15 protein-coding genes are annotated in these 17483 nt (G+C 41.0%); all 15 read right to left on the bottom strand.

All coding sequences use genetic code 11. The annotated features are described in order from the left end of the window. The 15 genes from B2746_RS10655 to B2746_RS10585 are packed head-to-tail and all read right to left on the bottom strand — an operon-like array spanning window position 1 to window position 17478. On the bottom strand, window positions 1-876 hold the full coding sequence (locus B2746_RS10655; RefSeq protein WP_290793325.1) for a hypothetical protein: 876 nt from the start codon (window positions 874-876) through the stop codon (window positions 1-3). A 5-nt stretch (window positions 877-881) separates the two neighbouring features. Next, window positions 882-1892: a Gfo/Idh/MocA family protein gene (locus B2746_RS10650; RefSeq protein WP_290793322.1), complete on the bottom strand. Its 1011-nt coding sequence runs from the start codon at window positions 1890-1892 to the stop codon at window positions 882-884. Continuing rightward, window positions 1892-2917, bottom strand: a complete 1026-nt coding sequence (locus B2746_RS10645; protein WP_290793319.1) for a DUF354 domain-containing protein — start codon at window positions 2915-2917, stop codon at window positions 1892-1894. Before B2746_RS10645 ends, B2746_RS10650 begins: the two co-directional genes overlap by 1 nt. Further along, window positions 2901-4112 carry a prenyltransferase/squalene oxidase repeat-containing protein gene (locus B2746_RS10640; protein WP_290793316.1) on the bottom strand — a complete coding sequence of 404 codons (1212 nt, stop codon included), beginning with the start codon at window positions 4110-4112 and terminating at the stop codon, window positions 2901-2903. The genes B2746_RS10645 and B2746_RS10640 overlap by 17 nt, the downstream gene beginning before the upstream one ends. Further along, window positions 4102-6258: a bi-domain-containing oxidoreductase gene (locus tag B2746_RS10635; RefSeq protein ID WP_290793314.1), complete on the bottom strand. Its 2157-nt coding sequence runs from the start codon at window positions 6256-6258 to the stop codon at window positions 4102-4104. Before B2746_RS10635 ends, B2746_RS10640 begins: the two co-directional genes overlap by 11 nt. Before the next feature lie 13 nt (window positions 6259-6271). Then, the gene (asnB, locus tag B2746_RS10630; protein WP_290793267.1) at window positions 6272-8167 is read right to left on the bottom strand and encodes an asparagine synthase (glutamine-hydrolyzing); all 1896 of its coding nucleotides are present in this window, start codon (window positions 8165-8167) and stop codon (window positions 6272-6274) included. Window positions 8168-8184: 17 nt separating this feature from the next. Further along, entirely contained in the window at window positions 8185-9243 is a 1059-nt protein-coding gene (locus B2746_RS10625; RefSeq protein WP_290793266.1) for a glycosyltransferase, read from the bottom strand. Further along, complete coding sequence (locus B2746_RS10620; RefSeq protein WP_290793263.1) at window positions 9221-10180, bottom strand: hypothetical protein; 960 nt, start codon at window positions 10178-10180, stop codon at window positions 9221-9223. The genes B2746_RS10625 and B2746_RS10620 overlap by 23 nt, the downstream gene beginning before the upstream one ends. Before the next feature lie 5 nt (window positions 10181-10185). Further along, the gene (locus B2746_RS10615; protein ID WP_290793262.1) at window positions 10186-11610 is read right to left on the bottom strand and encodes an MBOAT family O-acyltransferase; all 1425 of its coding nucleotides are present in this window, start codon (window positions 11608-11610) and stop codon (window positions 10186-10188) included. 32 nt (window positions 11611-11642) lie between these two features. Further along, entirely contained in the window at window positions 11643-12386 is a 744-nt protein-coding gene (locus tag B2746_RS10610; protein WP_290793259.1) for a hypothetical protein, read from the bottom strand. 37 nt (window positions 12387-12423) lie between these two features. Continuing rightward, window positions 12424-13287, bottom strand: coding sequence for a polysaccharide deacetylase family protein (locus tag B2746_RS10605; RefSeq protein ID WP_290793256.1), 864 nt, complete (start codon window positions 13285-13287; stop codon window positions 12424-12426). Next, complete coding sequence (locus B2746_RS10600) at window positions 13284-14474, bottom strand: glycosyltransferase family 4 protein (RefSeq protein ID WP_290793253.1); 1191 nt, start codon at window positions 14472-14474, stop codon at window positions 13284-13286. Before B2746_RS10600 ends, B2746_RS10605 begins: the two co-directional genes overlap by 4 nt. Then, the gene (locus tag B2746_RS10595; protein ID WP_290793250.1) at window positions 14467-15666 is read right to left on the bottom strand and encodes a glycosyltransferase; all 1200 of its coding nucleotides are present in this window, start codon (window positions 15664-15666) and stop codon (window positions 14467-14469) included. The genes B2746_RS10600 and B2746_RS10595 overlap by 8 nt, the downstream gene beginning before the upstream one ends. Next, window positions 15656-16279 carry an acyltransferase gene (locus tag B2746_RS10590; protein WP_290793247.1) on the bottom strand — a complete coding sequence of 208 codons (624 nt, stop codon included), beginning with the start codon at window positions 16277-16279 and terminating at the stop codon, window positions 15656-15658. Before B2746_RS10590 ends, B2746_RS10595 begins: the two co-directional genes overlap by 11 nt. Continuing rightward, complete coding sequence (locus tag B2746_RS10585; protein WP_290793244.1) at window positions 16276-17478, bottom strand: hypothetical protein; 1203 nt, start codon at window positions 17476-17478, stop codon at window positions 16276-16278. The genes B2746_RS10590 and B2746_RS10585 overlap by 4 nt, the downstream gene beginning before the upstream one ends. Window positions 17479-17483 lie beyond the last annotated feature (5 nt).

The following is a 17483-nucleotide window of genomic DNA, read 5'->3' as shown; positions in this document are numbered from 1 at the left end:
TTAGGGGGTTGTAGCATAAACCTGATCATACTTATGAATCAGGGAAGCAGTATCATTAATATTGGTTTTGGAAGAAGCCCCAAATAAAATGGATTCAATATTCGGAAGTCCGCATACATATTCAATTGCTTCCTTCGGAGACACCGCGCCACCCGCCAGCACCTGCATGGCTATAGCACGAAATTCTCTGGTACGAAGTGTTTCTTCATACAATTCCTTACCACCCGACATTCTGAAACCTGCTTTATTGATAGAAGCACAGATGATCGGATTTTTTATCCCGCCTTCTTCCAGCATATTCAGCAATGCCGGCATATTCATAGTAATAAAGCCCGCTTCGGCATTGTATTTTTTCTTCACATAGTCATGATAGGCTACCAGCACATCTTTCATTTTCAGTCCCAGTAGCAAATCCGTTACCACATTCTGTAAAAAGATAACCGGGGTATTGATGCCTTTAAACATTTTCATTTCAGCATCAATCAGCAACTCCATGATGGAGAGAAAATCTTTCGACAGAAAGGCAACTCCGCCTTTAAAAAGGGAGCCAAAAAAATTACCCGGCACATATTGTTTAATGGTGCCCATGATTCCCAACTCGGTTACCGCATTTGCATATTTGTGTGCATAGGGCATACAGGGGTATATTTTGAAATCGCGGTATTTATCGGGATGCTGGCGAATCACTTCACAGATATTCGCAATCCGGTCGTGGGTGGTACACATAAAGGTATTGATCCCGGCTTCCATAGCATGATCAAGGGTTCTGATGATGGCTGCATCTTCTTTAAACCGGATCGATTGTGCCATTGATTTTTCATCGGAAATATGATTTACCGCGAAAAACTGATTGTCACCAAATAATATTCTTTCCATCTTCATCACTGTTGAGCTTTTCTGATTAAGGCAATGGCGTTGTCTGTTTTAGCAGCTGATTCAAAAGAGTTGATTGTATTCGGAACCTTACCCTGTACTGCTTTTATAAAATGATCCATCTGCGCTGAATATTCTTCTCCGCGCAGGTAGTAATCAACCGAAGGTGTCAGGTCTGTAACATATTTTACATTCCAGCCTCTGCTGTAACCAGCCGGACAGGAAGCCTCTTTAAAATAAACTTTCAATTCATTGGCATCCGAAACAATTTTTCCTTTTGTTCCATTGATACTGATGGAGGTACTCATTTTACGGTGTGTATCATCACTCCAGTTAACGGATAACAAACCGGAAACGCCGTTTTGTAAAGACATCATCGCATAGACTGCATCATCCACCTGTTTTGAAAATACAGATTTCAAACTGCTGCTTTGTACCGATTGAACCGGCGACAATAAATAATTTATAAGATCAATTACATGCGATGCATAATCCATCAGGCATCCCCCTCCCTCTTCAGGATTGGAACGCCAGGTATCCTGTTTTGGTTTCACTACCACCGGACCATAAGCCTGTCCCATAAAATGATAGATCTCACCAATTGCTCCGGATTGAACCAGTTTCTTTACTTCATCAAAAGTTCCAACAAACTTGTTGTGATAACCTACCTGATTCACCAGCTTTTTTGAATTAGCCAATTGAATCAGTGCCAAGCCCTCTTCCGGATGAAGGCAGAAGGGTTTTTCAACAAATACATGAATTCCAAGATCCAGCATTTCTTTCACCATGGATGCATGGAATTTGGTAGGTACCGCAATCACTACTGCATCAGGTTTTGCCTGAGCCAGCATTTTTTTATAATCTGTGAAACAGGGAAACGGACTGTATTTTTCCATTGCTTCGATTACCATTTTTGAGGTATCACAAACCCCCACCACGTCTGCATCCGGATGGGCACCCAGTATGGCGAGGTGAGATATTCCCATCTTTCCCGCTCCAATCAATCCAACTTTTACCATTATCTGTTGTAGTTTAATATTTCGCTGATAAATAAATCATAGGCCTTTTTACCTTTCTGCATCAATTGCAGGTCTGGTTCTTTATTCTGTAGGGATTGGATCAGATTTTCTACGGCTTCCGGTTTCAGGTTAGGTTCGTGCGCCATAATGCCTTCCTCCAGCAAAAACTTATCCACTTCCAATAATTCATCCTGATAAACTGAAATTGTTGGAATTCCAAGTATCGCCAGTTCTCTTGTCATAGATCCGCCTGCACCAATAAACAACGTGCATTCTTTCGCAATCTGATCAAACTGCATCGGTTTATCCGGAACTCTGATGCCTGAAAACTTTTGCTGCCGGTAATGTTCCAACTGGGTTTTATCCCTCGGTAATATGGTAATGGAATAACTATGTTGCAATACCTCCAGGGTACTGTCAAGAAAATTTAATCCGCCTTTATAATATTGCGCGGTTAATGGTTCCGGACGAACATAAATAGTTTTATGATCAGGCGGATTCGCCTGCCTTGCTGCATGAATCTCCTCTCCTTTTTGCCACAGGTAAATCCCTTCCTTCACACCCGGATACTGCTGTATCCGTTTAGCTGATCCGCCTTTTTTGACAATTTTCTCAACCGGCAGATTCTCCGGTATCAGAATTTTATTCGCGAACATAAAACAGGGAATATTTCCCATGGCATGTTCATTATCATTTGTATAAATCGATGGAATTCCCAGCAAACGGGCAACTACCGGAGAATGAAAGGAAGATTGAGAAACAGCAAGATCAATTTTCTTATCCCGAAGAAACTTCCTTAACTGATTTACCCGAATCGGATAACCAAATAACTTTTTATACAGATTCTTACCGTAATGTTCTCCGATGACATGATGTTCCATATTTTTCTGCTTTAGCAGATCAATGGTATTGGCCAATGGACGGCAGGTTATCAGTACATCCTGCCCACGGGCTTCAAGATCCCTGATCATGTCGTGGAACATGTTGATATGAGGAGAATTTGAAAGATCAAACCAGATTTTCATGCGGTATACGGGGTTGTGCCTGCTGTGAAGGTTTTTTGTCCTGTCTCAGGTAAATGGCTAATGCATAAAACATCCAGGACTGCGACCATCGCATATAAGGAATCCTGGAATGGAAATATTTATTGATCTGATAATAATAAAATCCCTGCGGATCCTGCATATTATCAATTGTCCAGTTCACCACCCGATCAATCAGCTCTTTATGCTGCTGAAAGAGATTCAACTTTGCCAGCGTGATCACCAGTTGTGTTGGTGCATGAATATCGATTGGATATGTAGCATGGCTGTAGTACTTGGAGATACCTTCTTTTGTAAAGAACGTATTCAGATAATACTGCAGGCCTTTTTCTATTACCCCATCAAAACTTCTGTCGCCGGTAAAATCACGGTAATCGGTCAGACATTCGAGATTATATCCGGTATGAAAATTATCAATCCATTGATGGAAGGAATAGGTACCATAACTCCAGGAGCCATCTTGTTTTTGATGAGCAGAACAGAAGGCTACAGACTTCCTGGCCACTTCTTTCAATTCCTCCTCACCTGTATGGTGATACACTCTCGCAAGTAAACGGCTACCTAAAAGAGAAGCATTAAATACAATACTGTTATCGTTCTTTGAATAGGAGAAGGCAAAATTTCCATGCTCATCCGGCGTACGGTTGAGATCTTTCAGGAAAAAATCGCAGGTACTTCTGGCCTTCTCCAGCAGACAGGCTTCACCAGTGATATCGTAGGCATCCAATAATGCATTGGCAATAAAAGAGGAAGCAACTACAGTTGGTGTAAATTTCGGTTGAAAAAAGGCACGTGATTCCCAATCAAAATTATACCCCCAGCAGGCTCCGCTGAATCCGGGTGTTTCCGCATCAATAATTTTTTCGACAAAAAACCGGATTCGTTCAAGATATTCGTTCTTTGGGTCAGCTTTGTACAACTGGCAATAACCCGACAGAAATATACCGAGCGCTTTGGGATTGTATTCCTTTTTTATACCCACCATTGGACGTAAATTCAAGGGCATTCTTTTGAAGGCCTGAATCCATACCAGACGGGCAAACCTGCTTTTAGGTGCCCAGGGGAGCTTTTGAAAAAAAGTACTGTTCAACCCATCATAGGGATCATATCCTTTAAACTCTTCTTTCTCACAAAAGTCTTTCAACTTCTGGAAAGAAGCTTCTACCTTATTGCTCATTGAATTCAATATTTTGGGGTAATCCGGTTGCTAAACTATCAAGTATGCGAAAGGTCGTAATAGTAGTAAGACAAATTGAACGGAAAGAAATGGGACTACCATTTCCCTTCTGAAGTGATTCAATAAAACTATGCACTTCTTCCTTATGACCTTTACCAGGCGATTTCAGTTTGATTTCTTTACCTGATTTATAAATCAATCCATCACGAAAATCATTGATCACACCAATTTTTCCGGCACAGAATACTTCGATCAATTCTTTCGGCATTCCCTTATCACCATTGGCCAGGTAAGTAAGATTACCTACTGACCCGTCTGAGAATTTTACCACTATAGAAATATTATCAGCCGGTGTAATGGCGGCATTGGTAGTACTGATACAATCAGCATACACTTTTACCGGTTCCGCGTCGGTAAAAAATTGCATCAGGTCAATAAAATGACAGATCTCACCAACAATACGTCCACCTCCGATTTCAGGCTGCTGAATCCAGCTATCTTTCGGAATCAGTCCGCCATTCACCCTGATATTCACTACCATCGGCTCACCTGAATTCGCCATTTCATCTTTTATACGGCGACTCACTTCAGCAAAGCGACGATTAAAGCCAACCATCAGTGACTTGCCTGTTTTTTTCATTGCTTCCGCTACATCTGCCAGCTGATCATCATTCATGGCCAGCGGCTTCTCCACATACACATGTTTACCTGCCTGAAGTGCTTTAATGGTTAATCCGGCATGGGAAGAATGTGGGGTTGCAATGAATACAGTATTGATTGATTCTTTTGTTAAGACATCCTGCAAATCAGAAGAACAAAAATTAAAACCAAATTTATTGGCCACATTTTTTGCAGTAATACCTCTGGATGTTACTACACCATCAAGTGATCCGCCACCTGATTTTACATTCGGGATTAGATAACTTTGTGCAAAACTTCCTGCACCAATAAAACCGGCATTGATGGAAGCAATCGGTGCTTGCTTCAGTTCCACCTTGCTGCCGTGTTTGGTTTTATTGGGAGCATATTTCAAGAGCATTCCAATATGCGGTTCCTTTACTTTGCCAAGAATAATATCATAGGCTTTTTCTGCATCATCTATATCAAACACATGGGTGATAAGCGGCTGCAGATTGATCAGCTTTCGAGATAATAAATCGAGAAAAGCTTCCATATTCCGTTGCTCTGTCCAGCGTACATAAGCATAGGGATAATCATGTCCGTTTTCCTCATAATTGGTATCATAACGGCCAGGGCCATACGAACAGGAAATCCGCAATTCCAATTCTTTCCGATAGAAATGCGGATCACGCGGGATGTCCATCTTTACGGCACCTACCACAATTATTTTTCCTTTTTTACGACACAGCTCAGTGGAGAGTTCAATCGGATCACTCGACAAGGTAGCCGCTGTTATGATAATGGCATCAAATCCATGCCCGTTGGTGAAATTTTCACAGGCTGCCAGCAGGTTGGGATCGTTTCGGTTCAGCGCTTTATCGGCCGAATATTCATTGGCCATTTTTACGAATGAATCGGACAAATCGATGCCAAATACCGTACAGCCATTTGCTTTTAAAAGCTGACCCGTTATTTGTCCCAGTAATCCCAAACCTATTACACAGATTTTTTCATTCAATCTGGGTTCAGCCTGCCGAACGCCCTGTAATGCGATGGCACCCAGGGTAGTAAAGGAAGCTTCTTCAGAACTTACATTATCCGGAACTTTAGCCACCAGATTTTGTGGAACTGCAATAATTTCCGCGTGGGAAGCATAATCCAACCCTGCGCAGGCCACCCGATCTCCGGTTTGGAAACTTCCATTCCGGTCAAGGGAAGACAACACCGTTCCGCTGGTACTGTAGCCCAACGCTTTCAGTGAGTCTAATTTGGTCTTCACTTTTTCGAGGGTAGCCTTCAATCCCTCTTTTTTGATATTCTGGAGCACCTGAGCAACCAGATCAGGCCGCTGACGGGCTTTATTCAATAAATTGGCCTGTGCAACTTTTACCGTACTTCTTTCAGTACCGGCACTGATGAGAGAAAAGTTATTCTCCACTAATACCATTCCGCTGGAGAGTTTAGGCATCGGTACATCATCTACGTACAATTCTCCGGTCTTGAAATTCTGAATAACCTGTTTCATTTTTGTAGTTGGTTCAATTATCTAAAAACTCCCGGAACCACAGTTCCAGAGTAATCAACTGATAAATCTGGTAAGCATTGTCTTCCACCCCTTTCCGATCGTCCTCAATAAGTTTCTTTACGGCCCCGAAATTAAGGATGCCGCGCTTCTCAATTGCTTCTTTTGACAATAATTCGTCCACCATACCCTTCAGATCGGTGGATATCCAGGATCTTATAGGGGCGCCAAAAGCCGCTTTGGGCCTGTAAATAATACTCTTAGGCAAGAACGATTCGGCTACCTTCTTTAATATATATTTAGGTTCTTTTTTATATATTTTATAGGGCCCGGGGATTTGCATCGCTTTCTCTATAACCAATTTATCTATAAATGGCACCCGAACTTCAACAGAAGCTGCCATGGAAGCACGGTCTGTATAGGTTAGATTCAGGCCAAGCATAAACATGCTCAGATCCGTATTACACATCTGGTTGACCAGGTCCCCTTTAAATTTTGCATTAAATTTTGCATCATGCTCCTCCAAAAGGGCAGGAATGGCCGCCTGATAGGCCGGTTTTACCAGGGTTTTCAGGCTTTCCGGACTATAATAGGAATAACTCCGCATATAAGTTTGACTGGGCGGAAGAGATACCAGACTGAAAAACCGTTTGGCCCATCTGCCAAAACGGAAGCCCTTCCCGCCAATTTTAACCGGTAAAAGGGAAGCGGTAAGGCGACCTGCAGCCCGTACAAATCCGGGTAATTTATTAAACTGCATGGAAAGCAGGGTCGCTTTCTGCCGGCGGTAACCACAGAAAATCTCATCTGCTCCCATACCTGACAATAACACTTTTACCCCTTTATCGCGGGCAGCTTTACAAATGATATAGGTATTGATGGCAGCAGGATCACCAATCGGCTCATCCAGGGTACGCACCATTTCCGGCAGCATTTTGATTATATCGGGGGTAATCTCAATAACATGGTGATCAAAGCCGAATTCATCTGCCAGTTGCTGGGCATATTTTTCATCATCCGGCATTTTTTCCACTTTTTTATCGCGACTGGTGGTCGAAATGGTATAAGTAGATAAATCCGGATTGGTTTTTTTCGCCAAAACAGAAATAAGGGAGGAATCAAGTCCACCGCTTAAAAAACTGCTCACCGGCACATCTGCCACCATATGCCTGGCAATGGAAGCTTCAACCGCTTCCTTAATATCAGCAACAATAGCTTCCTCAGACTGGTAGGCGGGGTTACTGGTTGGTTTAAGATCGTAATACTGCACCAGTTCCATACGCTGATCCGGGTGAAACAGCATATAATGGCCGGGAGGCAGTTTATAACAATTCCGGAACATGGATTGGTTGCCGGATACCCAGGAATAATTCAGGGCACTTACCAATGATTTTGGTTCAATCGTTTTATCAAAACCGGGCAGTTTAACCAGGGTCTTTAACTCTGAACTGAATGCCAGCCCCTTTCCTATCCGGGTATAAAATAAAGGCTTGATCCCAAAATGATCTCTGGCCAAAATCAGTTCCTTCGTTTGTTTGTTATAAATAGCAAACGCAAACATACCGATCAGCTGATCCAGGCTTCCCAATCCATATTGAACAAACATTTCCAACGCAACTTCGGTATCACCGGTTGTAATAAACTCCACCTGTTTTTCATTCCGCAATTGCTCCTGTAATGCCTGATAGTTATAAATTTCGCCATTGAATAAAATGGCATAATCACCTTTATGGAAAGGCTGATTGGATCGTTCGCTCAGATCAATGATGGACAGACGCTGATGGGCCAATGCAATATAATCATCCGACCATACGGACTGGTTATCGGGTCCCCGATGCGCCTGGGTGCGATTGGCCATCGCTGCCAGCGATGAGTTATCTGCAAATCCTGTAAATCCGGCAAATCCGCACATGTTCTGTTTTTTAGGTGTTAGATAGTTCCCAATAAATTGGTGTAATACGATTTATAATAATCGTATGAATTTGAAGCTGCCGGGTTTATTGCAGTTGATCCATTTTGTAAAACCCGCAAGAGCGTTTTTTCAAAGGCTTCCTGATTCCTGTTTTCAAACAATATAGTTTCATCCGGCCGTTTGACCACATCGGATGAAATGATTGGTTTATTTAGAAAAATAGCTTCTCTGATGGAAAGGGAATCGCCATCCGTATTAGTTGGACGAACTACCATATCTGCCTGCTCCATTAATTTCACAAAAGAAAGTTCTTCGTTGATCAGAGAAAACTCATCCTGAATACCACTGGCTATAATCTGTTGTTGATACGCTTCAAAAGCCGGACCAAACATATCAATGGTTGCAATATTGAAAATGAAATGTATTCTCTCGCCAGCCTCTTTAATATTTTTAACGGCTTCAATGCACATATCAACTCCATAAACATCCTGATTATTAAACCGATCGAGCCGCCAGGCATTGGATACAATAATCTTTTTACCTTTTGCTCTTTGTTCGTTTAAAAGCTGCTGAACTCTGGCCGGCAATTCTTTTTCTTCCTGCATAACCGGCGGCAGAAAAGCATATTGAACAAAGGTCTTTTTAGCCGGAATCGTTACCCGTTGCAGCATTTCTGAATTCACACTGATAACGGCATCACACCAACCGAAAAATTGTTCATCAATCCAGCGGTTCAAGCCTGATTTTTCTTCAGGATACGCATGTAATGTCAGAACCACCTTTTTACCCAACAACTTTGCAGACAGTATATGAAAAAAGCGGAGTGCATTTAATCCGGAATGAATGAAAAGGAAATCGGACCAGGCAACTTTTTTCCAATAGGTAAGAAATTTTTTCTGCCGGATATTAAAAAAAGCAGGTTTGATATTTCTGGATTCATCTACCAGTTCTATTTCGAATTGATCCGCCAACAGATGTTTTAATCTCCATAAATGGATACTCACCCCACCTGCAGGAGGAGGAACAGGTCCAACCAGGAGCATTTTTTTCTTCTTAGTCATTTGCCAGTCTGCCATCGGCCGATTTAATTTTTTCCGCTATAAGAGTTGAAAAGCGAAGAGAGGACGGCTCATTCAGGTGCCTTACATCATAGAAATTTTTTGGATTGCCGGTAAAGGCAGGATCCTGTGAATGATCCCAGAAAGGAACCTGGTATTTTTTGGCAATTTCTTCAGCCAGCACCACCGATTTATCACGCACAGGAAAAGTATTAAAGTACGGAGAGCAGACTATATACAAATCCACACCGGCATCTTTACAGCTTTTTATAAACTGCTCATAACTCTTCACCTGAATGGTATCAATCTCATAATGAAGATTCACCGTATCAATTACCGGTTCTTGTGAAAGCTCACGGTTGATGGGTGAATATCCTTTTATAACGGGGTCCTTCTTGTTATAAAACTGCGTGTTTCCCAGCCCAATTGATAACAGGGTTGAATTGAATGGATACATCTGGAACCAGAGTTTGACCGGTTCGAAATTGCCTCTCAGATTCACTGTTGATCTTATTTCCGGATGCGTTTTGTAAAAGGGAAGCAGCACGGAAAGTTTCTCATAGTTGGGTGCATAGTATTCGAATTCATGACCAACTATATCAAGTATGATGGCTTTGGGTTGATGTCTTTTTAAAACAGCCTGCACAACGGCATTGCTGTATAAAATAAAATTTCCGTTTCTGCCGGCATTGTAGAAAGACATTCCAAGTGCTTCTTCAAAAGCTTTGGGGTGATAATGGTTTCTGGCTCTTGAAGAACCGAATACCATAAGTTCTTCCTGACTTTTCTCCAGGGCATAAATGGTTTCATAATCTGGTCCGGAGCTCTGCTTGAAATACAGATTCCGTAATACAGATCCAATGATAAAATCCACCGAAAAAAGTACCAATAGAAAAATCCCAAGTCGAATCAGAAATTTCTTAAACCCATTATTGGTAAGTAATTGAGTCAGCATGCAGATTAAAATTGAAAGTAGATAAACTGGCTTCCGTCAAATACTCCGATCAACAGGATCAGAGCAATCAGCACCATATAAGTTGCATAGCGAACTACCGGGTTTCTATTTTCCAATAACGGAGTTGCATTTTTGAAATATTCATGCTTTAGCTCTCTTGCCAATAAAACAGCAAGGCCAATAAAGCCATAAAACATTTGCGTAAAATCAGTGAAGAGCGGACCACTAAATGTGAAAATCTTCTTCACAATCAGGAACGCATCCTGAACAGATGCTGCCCTGAAAAAGATCCAGGAAAAACAGATCAGAATAAAGGTAACAAGGATATTACCCGTTTTTTTAATCCAGGCAGGAAGCGGAATTTTATTTTCCAGGTGTTTATCAATATAACGGGATCGGATAAGTGCAAATACAAGATAGAACCCATTCAATGCACCCCAGATAATATAGGTCCAATTAGCGCCATGCCAAAGACCACTTATGAGAAATGTTATAAACAGGTTGAAATACCATCTGGGAATGGGAACCCGATTACCACCCAGAGAAATATATAAATAATCCTTGAACCAGGTTGAAAGGGAAATATGCCAGCGGCTCCAGAATTCAGAAATACTGGCAGAAAGATACGGGCGATTAAAGTTCTTCATCAAATCATACCCCATTACTCTTGCTGCACCAATTGCAATATCAGAGTATCCGGAGAAATCACAATAAATCTGGAAGGCAAAAAACATGGTAGCTACTGCCAGTGTTAGTCCGGTATGCTCATCCGGATTACCATAAGCCGCATTTACATAAATTGCCAACCTGTCTGCGATAACCAGTTTTTTAAACAAGCCCCATAACATTAAACGAAGTCCGCTTACCACACGTTCGTATTCGAACTTATGTTCTGTACGGAATTGAAAGAGGAGATTTTGCGGCCGCTCAATCGGACCTGCCACCAATTGGGGATAGAACATTACATACAATGAGTAGATCCCAAAATGTCGTTCTGCTTTCTGGTGCCCGCGGTATACCTCAATGGTATAACTCATTGCCTGAAAAGTATGAAAGGAAAGTCCGATCGGCAATAATATTGACAAATATGGAACAGGGTTCTCCCAACCGGCTCCATGCAGAAGAAAGGTCAGGTTATCATTTAAGAAATTATAATACTTGAATACAGCCAATACACCGATATTGGCAATCAGACTGAGAATCAGGTATCGTCGTTTTTTCTTTCCTTGTGCTTCTTCTATCCAGATACCTGCAAAATAGTCGATAACTATTGTGAAGAATAATATCAGGATATAAACCGGTACAAATGCCATATAAAAATAGCAACTGGCAACCAGTAATAAAAACCATCTGTACTTATGCGGTAATATAAAATACAGCGAAGTAACCAGAATAAAAAAGAAAACAAACTCAATCGAATTAAATAGCATAAACTGAGTGAATTATCGTTAACAGTAAATTTTTACCCTTTTCCAAGTGCACCAAACATGGCACCAATTTTTTTCAATAGTTGGTAACTAACCGTATAATAATTGGTACAGGCTACCACTTCACCACCAAAGGATGATTTGAAATTATTGATACCCAAAAGGGCCTTGTCTTCGGTATTCTGGGTATAGCCGCCAAAATCATATACTTTATAGCCCAACTCTTTAAAATGCATCATATCCTTATAATGCAGGGCTTTATTCGCTTTTGCAATCAGGCTCTTATCAAAAGCATCATCGGTTCTTTTGGAAGCCGAATGAAATGCCCGGACAATTTTATAAGTGTCGTCAATCAATGTACTGTGTGCAACCAGGATGCGTCCTTCGTGTTTGGCATAGCTGAGCTTAAGAAACCCTTCCATTTCCTGAATTCTCCGCACGCTGGTAGTTCCAATATTTACTGTTTTGGCAAACTCATTAAAGAACTCAACGAATCCTTCCACATCTTCATGAAATTCAAAAACAACACCAGCCTCTTCTGCCTGGCGGATCTGCTGTCTGTTAGACTTAACAAATCCACCCAATATTGTCTCCTGATCCAGGGTTAAATCATTTTCGATGGTATACGTAATATCAGAATATCCTGGTGAAACCGGTTTCTCTCTATTCTTTACATGCAACCAGGCGGTGGGCAGCAACATATCCCAAAATCCGGGTTTACAGTGATACCAGTTCTCTCTTACATTCAGGAATAAAAATTTCTTTTTAAAGCGTACCATTTACGTGTTGTTTTTTTACAGCGGTTCGGAATAAAGTTTAATTGGGTGGAAATATTCGTTGCCAATAACCATTTATTTTGGCAAGATTCTCATAATAACCGCCTTCATCATTTACAGAATAACGGGGTATTTCAAGTCTTTTTACCTGGGCAACATCAATTTGTCCGGGTTTGGTGGTAAAGCCTAAACGATACTTATTTTTTTCTGCCAGTTGTATGGTCAGTTGATTATAATCTCCATTGGGATAAGCCAGGCTGGTGGTGTTTTGCATCAACCATTCATCCAGTTTTGCTTTCCCTTCGGCCAGTTCATTTTGTTGGCGGGCTTCATCGCAATTTTTTAATATCGGATGAGATACCGTATGTGCGCCGATTGTAATGAAAGGATGTTTGGCCAGTTCTTTCAATTGTGTCAGGGTCATACAGGTACGTTCTAACCGGATATGTTCTTTGAGAACATCCAGCTTCAGATCAAACTCCGGAGCGGGAAGAGCTTTGAACGATTCTACAGTAGGCAATCCACTGAAATTGCTTTGTGAGGGAGCACCTGCATAATCCCACCAGTAATTACCCTCCAGAACCGGATTTATTGGAACAAATACAGTTACCGGAACTTTGTATTCTTCAATAACGGGCAGGAGATCGAGGAACTCTTTATTACCATCGTCAAAACTGATAAAGGCCAATCGGTTTGCCGGTAGTTGTTTTTGGTTTATCATCTCTTCCAATTCCTGAATTGAAATAAAATGATAGCCTTTTTTATGCAACCAACTGATCATTTGTTTAAATAAAAGAACAGAAGGATTATGAAAATAAATGGATAAAACCTTATCATCATCCGGAGGACTAACCATTCGGGCACCCATTAAAGCAGCCCCAATTATTTCTTTGAGTATACTCATACTGCAGGTGCTGCTTTTTTTGCGTGAACCAATTGCTGATAAAAGGCCTGTGTTCGTTCAGCAACCGAGCTGGCCATATAATTTTCTCTTGCTTTATGTTTTGCAGCCTCTCCCATTTTCCTGATTCGTGCTGAATCATTGTACACCTGCCTGAGTGCATCTTTTGCAGTTCGGGTTGAATCGAGTTCTATAAGGAACCCATTCTTTCCATCATCAATCATTTCCGGTATCCCGCCAACTCTTGTTGCCAGGGCAGGTCGACCGGCAGCCATTGCTTCTGCGATGCTCATGGGTAATGCCTCCTGGCGGGAAGTCAGTACGAGCAAATCTGCTTTTACCAAAACAGCCGGCAAATCGGAATAAGCTACCCAGCCATTAAATTGAACCTGTTCTTCCAAAGCATGATTCCGTATATAATCTTCCATTAATTGCTGATATTCCGAACTTCCAAATCCACCACAAAATTCAATGCTGTACACAATTCCTTCTTCCTTAAGTTCCTTAAGCACCTGCAGGATGAATAATTGATTTTTGAGGTCGTTCAGAATGCCAACAAATACCAGGTGATTGCTCATCCCATCTTTCAACGGAATATCTGCATACCTGGAAGGAATTGCATTGGGTATAATACTTAGCTGATTTATTTTGCGATTCTTAAACTGTTCTCTTGAATAAGCAGAAATCTGAATAATATTATCAGGATACAACCAGTCGCCAATTATTGCATTCAGGTAAATAGTCAGTCGTTGTTTCCAGTGCTTGGCGATTTTCAACTCCGCCCAGGGAATCCCATGGATAGTTATAAGGTGCGGAATCGAAAACATACTGGCCCATCTCGTAAACAGCAGGGTTCCGCCAATCTGATAATGTACCAGATCAGGTTGGAATGATTTTAATATTTTTCTCAATCGGCCGGTACTTACAAAAAAATAATTTAGGCTGGATGAAGGAAATGGCCCCTCGGGCAGATAATAAATCCGGATATTTTCTGCAAACTGAATTTCAACCGGCTCTTTCAATTCTTCTGTGATAGATACCAATAGAATTTCAGCTTCTCCGGTTTCAGCAAAGCCCCGTAAAAGGTTCATAACAGCAGAATGTACGCCTCCTGTAATCGTTTCGATTTTGGTAGACATATTGGGCACCACAATCATTACCCTCAACTTTTCAGACAGCAGCTTATTCACTCAGAAATAATTTTAGTTTTATCCCCAATGCTTTGTGATCAAAATATTGTACGCCTAATTCATGCCCTCTTAAACCGATTGCGGTTGCCTCTTCCGGATGTTCCATCACAAATTGCATTTTTGTAGCAAATTCAGTTTCATCATACTGATCACAGATCAGTGCCGTATCGCCATCTTTAAAAAAATGGGCAACCTCTCCAATCTTAGTGGAAAGAATTACTTTTTTTGCAGCGCAGTATTCTCCAATTTTATGCGGAAAACGGGCAATATCCTGCTGGGTGGGCCGCAGCGGAATAAGCAATGCCCTGCTGGTCATATATAAATCAATCAATTCCTGCAAAGGCAGTCTGGAAAACAGTTTAATCCGGCTGGCTTTGGGGCTGCTGGCAATCCGCTCTTTCAAACGTTTCATTTCCCACTCACTCCCATTTGAAACGAGGTAAAGCGCATACCGATCCTCTTTCAACAACTCATAAGAAGAGAGTATAAAAGAAATGACTTCATAATAGCCGGCATGGCCACAATACAAAAAGAAGGGCTCTTCAGCACTTGCAGAGCTTTGGAATTTTTCAAACTCCACAATGGAAGGAATTTGAAGAATATTCTTTCTGTCCTTCTGTTTTGCTGCGATATCTGCCAAAAAATGACTGATGGCTACCACTTTATTTGCCAATGCACCGGAATATTGATCATAGAGCTTATTATCCCATTTTACCAGCCTTGATTTCGGAATATTCATGGACGAGAAAAATTCCACATTATCAATAACCAGGGAAATTCCTAAAAGCAGGGAAACAAGTTTATAATAAACGATATTATAGAAACTTAGTGTTGAAACCAGGATAACGGTTTTCTTCTGCTGGTTTTGGCGTTTCTCTTTACGGATTATAAAGAATTCATTCAACATTCCTTTCAGCTTTTCCATATTCCGTTGCAGAAAGGAAGAAGGCCGGTAAGGATTGCCGGATGCATATACAAAAGGAACACCTTCAAATTCAGCCTGATGCAGCAAATCCTGGCGGGCTCCTTCCGGTTGCTGGCCATAGCGATTAATAATTAGTACAGATGCTCCGGCTTTCTGCAGTCCTTTTGATATAAGTTTTTGTCGTTCCACCTGGGCCAGCCCAAACGGGAAACCGCTTGTACCAACAAAGCATACATTTAAACCAGTTGAAACCTTCTCACTTTTCATTGAAAATCTTCAACGGTTTAATTGGTTTACAAGGATTTCCGGCACAGATCATATTGGCAGGCAGACTAGAACTCACCACACTTCCAGCGCCAACGACGGTATTCTCACCTATCGTCACACCTTTCAATACCAGGCAATTGGCACCAATCCAAACACGATCACCAATATATACGGGTCTTGATACTATTTCACCATCATTTCGATGGTATGGATCCAGGGAATGCCAGTCGAAATCAGTAATAACAGAATTTGCACCAACCATTACCTGTTCACCCAATTCAACAGATGTGGCACAACCAATTGTAGTTCCACTCAATCCGCTGCCATTTCCAATTTTAATTTGTGCACCGGTACGATGTGTGGAAAGCACGCAACGATGATTAAGGCCAAATAAATTGGTCACCACACCTGAACGGAACTGACAATTGTCCCCAATAATAATAGCGGACTGCTCATGCATAAAAAAAGTAGAAAACTTAAAGAATAAGGCGTTTTTACCAAGTTGTATTCCATAAATCCGCGCAAACAAATAGGTAACTCCGGAATAGTACTTAACACTATAATCCTGTTTCTTGACTCTTAATTTATTTATGATGGATGTTAAAGAACTCATGCTACCGCTGGTTGTAAATTTTCTTCAGAATCTGCTATTTTGGGAATTCCTTTTTCATAAGGGATGTAGAGTAGCAACAGTGCATAAAAAAAGCCAAATCTGAAATAGGGTTCACTCACTCCCAGAATAAGTACAATTGTTACAAATAATAATGCGATAAATTTCTGTTCTCCATAATAAGAGGCAATTGAACGTACGGATCGGTAATGCAAAAAAACAAATACCAGGAAAAATGGGATTCCCCAAACTGCAATAACATCGGTTGTGCCATTGTTTCGTTGTACGGCTTTGTTCACGGAAGCCACCCGATGTTCCGGATGATTACCTCTTCCAATGAAAATATAAATATTTTTTTCCTCCAGCTCTGTTATATCCAGATAGGCACTTGCCATCCTGGAATTACCTCCCTGAATTTGTGCATCATACGCCACCTGATTCAGTTCGTCATTAATTTTAGAACCCAGAAATTCCAGCTCCGTATAGGAATAGGCAAACCCTGCTATAAATAATAAAATCGTACCCGCTCTTAATATAGGGCTTCCGATTTTAACTGCATAATAGATACCGATAAACAGGAACAGAGCCAGGTAAGCAGTAGTTGAAAATGTTGTCAGAATACAAATAATAAACAGAATACCAATTTTATTAAAGATGCTTTTTTGACGAATCGTATTGTACATAAGGGCTACCATAAGATACCCTCCATAAAACCCTGCTTCCCAGAAAGGACCAATATTTCGAATCCGAAAGGTGAAATCAGGAGAAAAATTAAAAAAGATAAAACTATGAATGATCTGGTTAATGCCGTATGATTCCTGCTCGAGCGGAACATAAATCGGGAAATAAGCAATCAATAAATCAGCCACAGATGGCTTCAGGAAAATCGGTATGAAAAAAATCAGACTGATAATGGATATATATACCATTACTTTTAGAAATACATCCAGGAATTTCTCCTTAAAAACATCCACCGTTATTACAGCGGTAAGTAATATCATTAACTGCGCTGCAACCGTAAGAAAATAATACATTCCTGTATTCAGGAATTGAAAAAATAAAATACTTCCAAACAACAGCAGAAAAGGAAGAAAATACCTGACACTCACTTTGAAGTAGAAGAAACAAAATATACAATAACCAAAATAAGCATAGAATACGGGCATATTATTGATGAACAATGGAAATCCCGATGTAGCCATCAGTC

Origin of the sequence: Flavihumibacter sp. UBA7668 (assembly GCF_002483205.1) — a bacterium.
In the GTDB taxonomy this organism is placed as follows: Bacteria; Bacteroidota; Bacteroidia; order Chitinophagales; family Chitinophagaceae; genus Flavihumibacter.
Note: the sequence above shows the minus strand (reverse complement) of the source record. Positions and strands in the feature narration are given on the sequence as shown.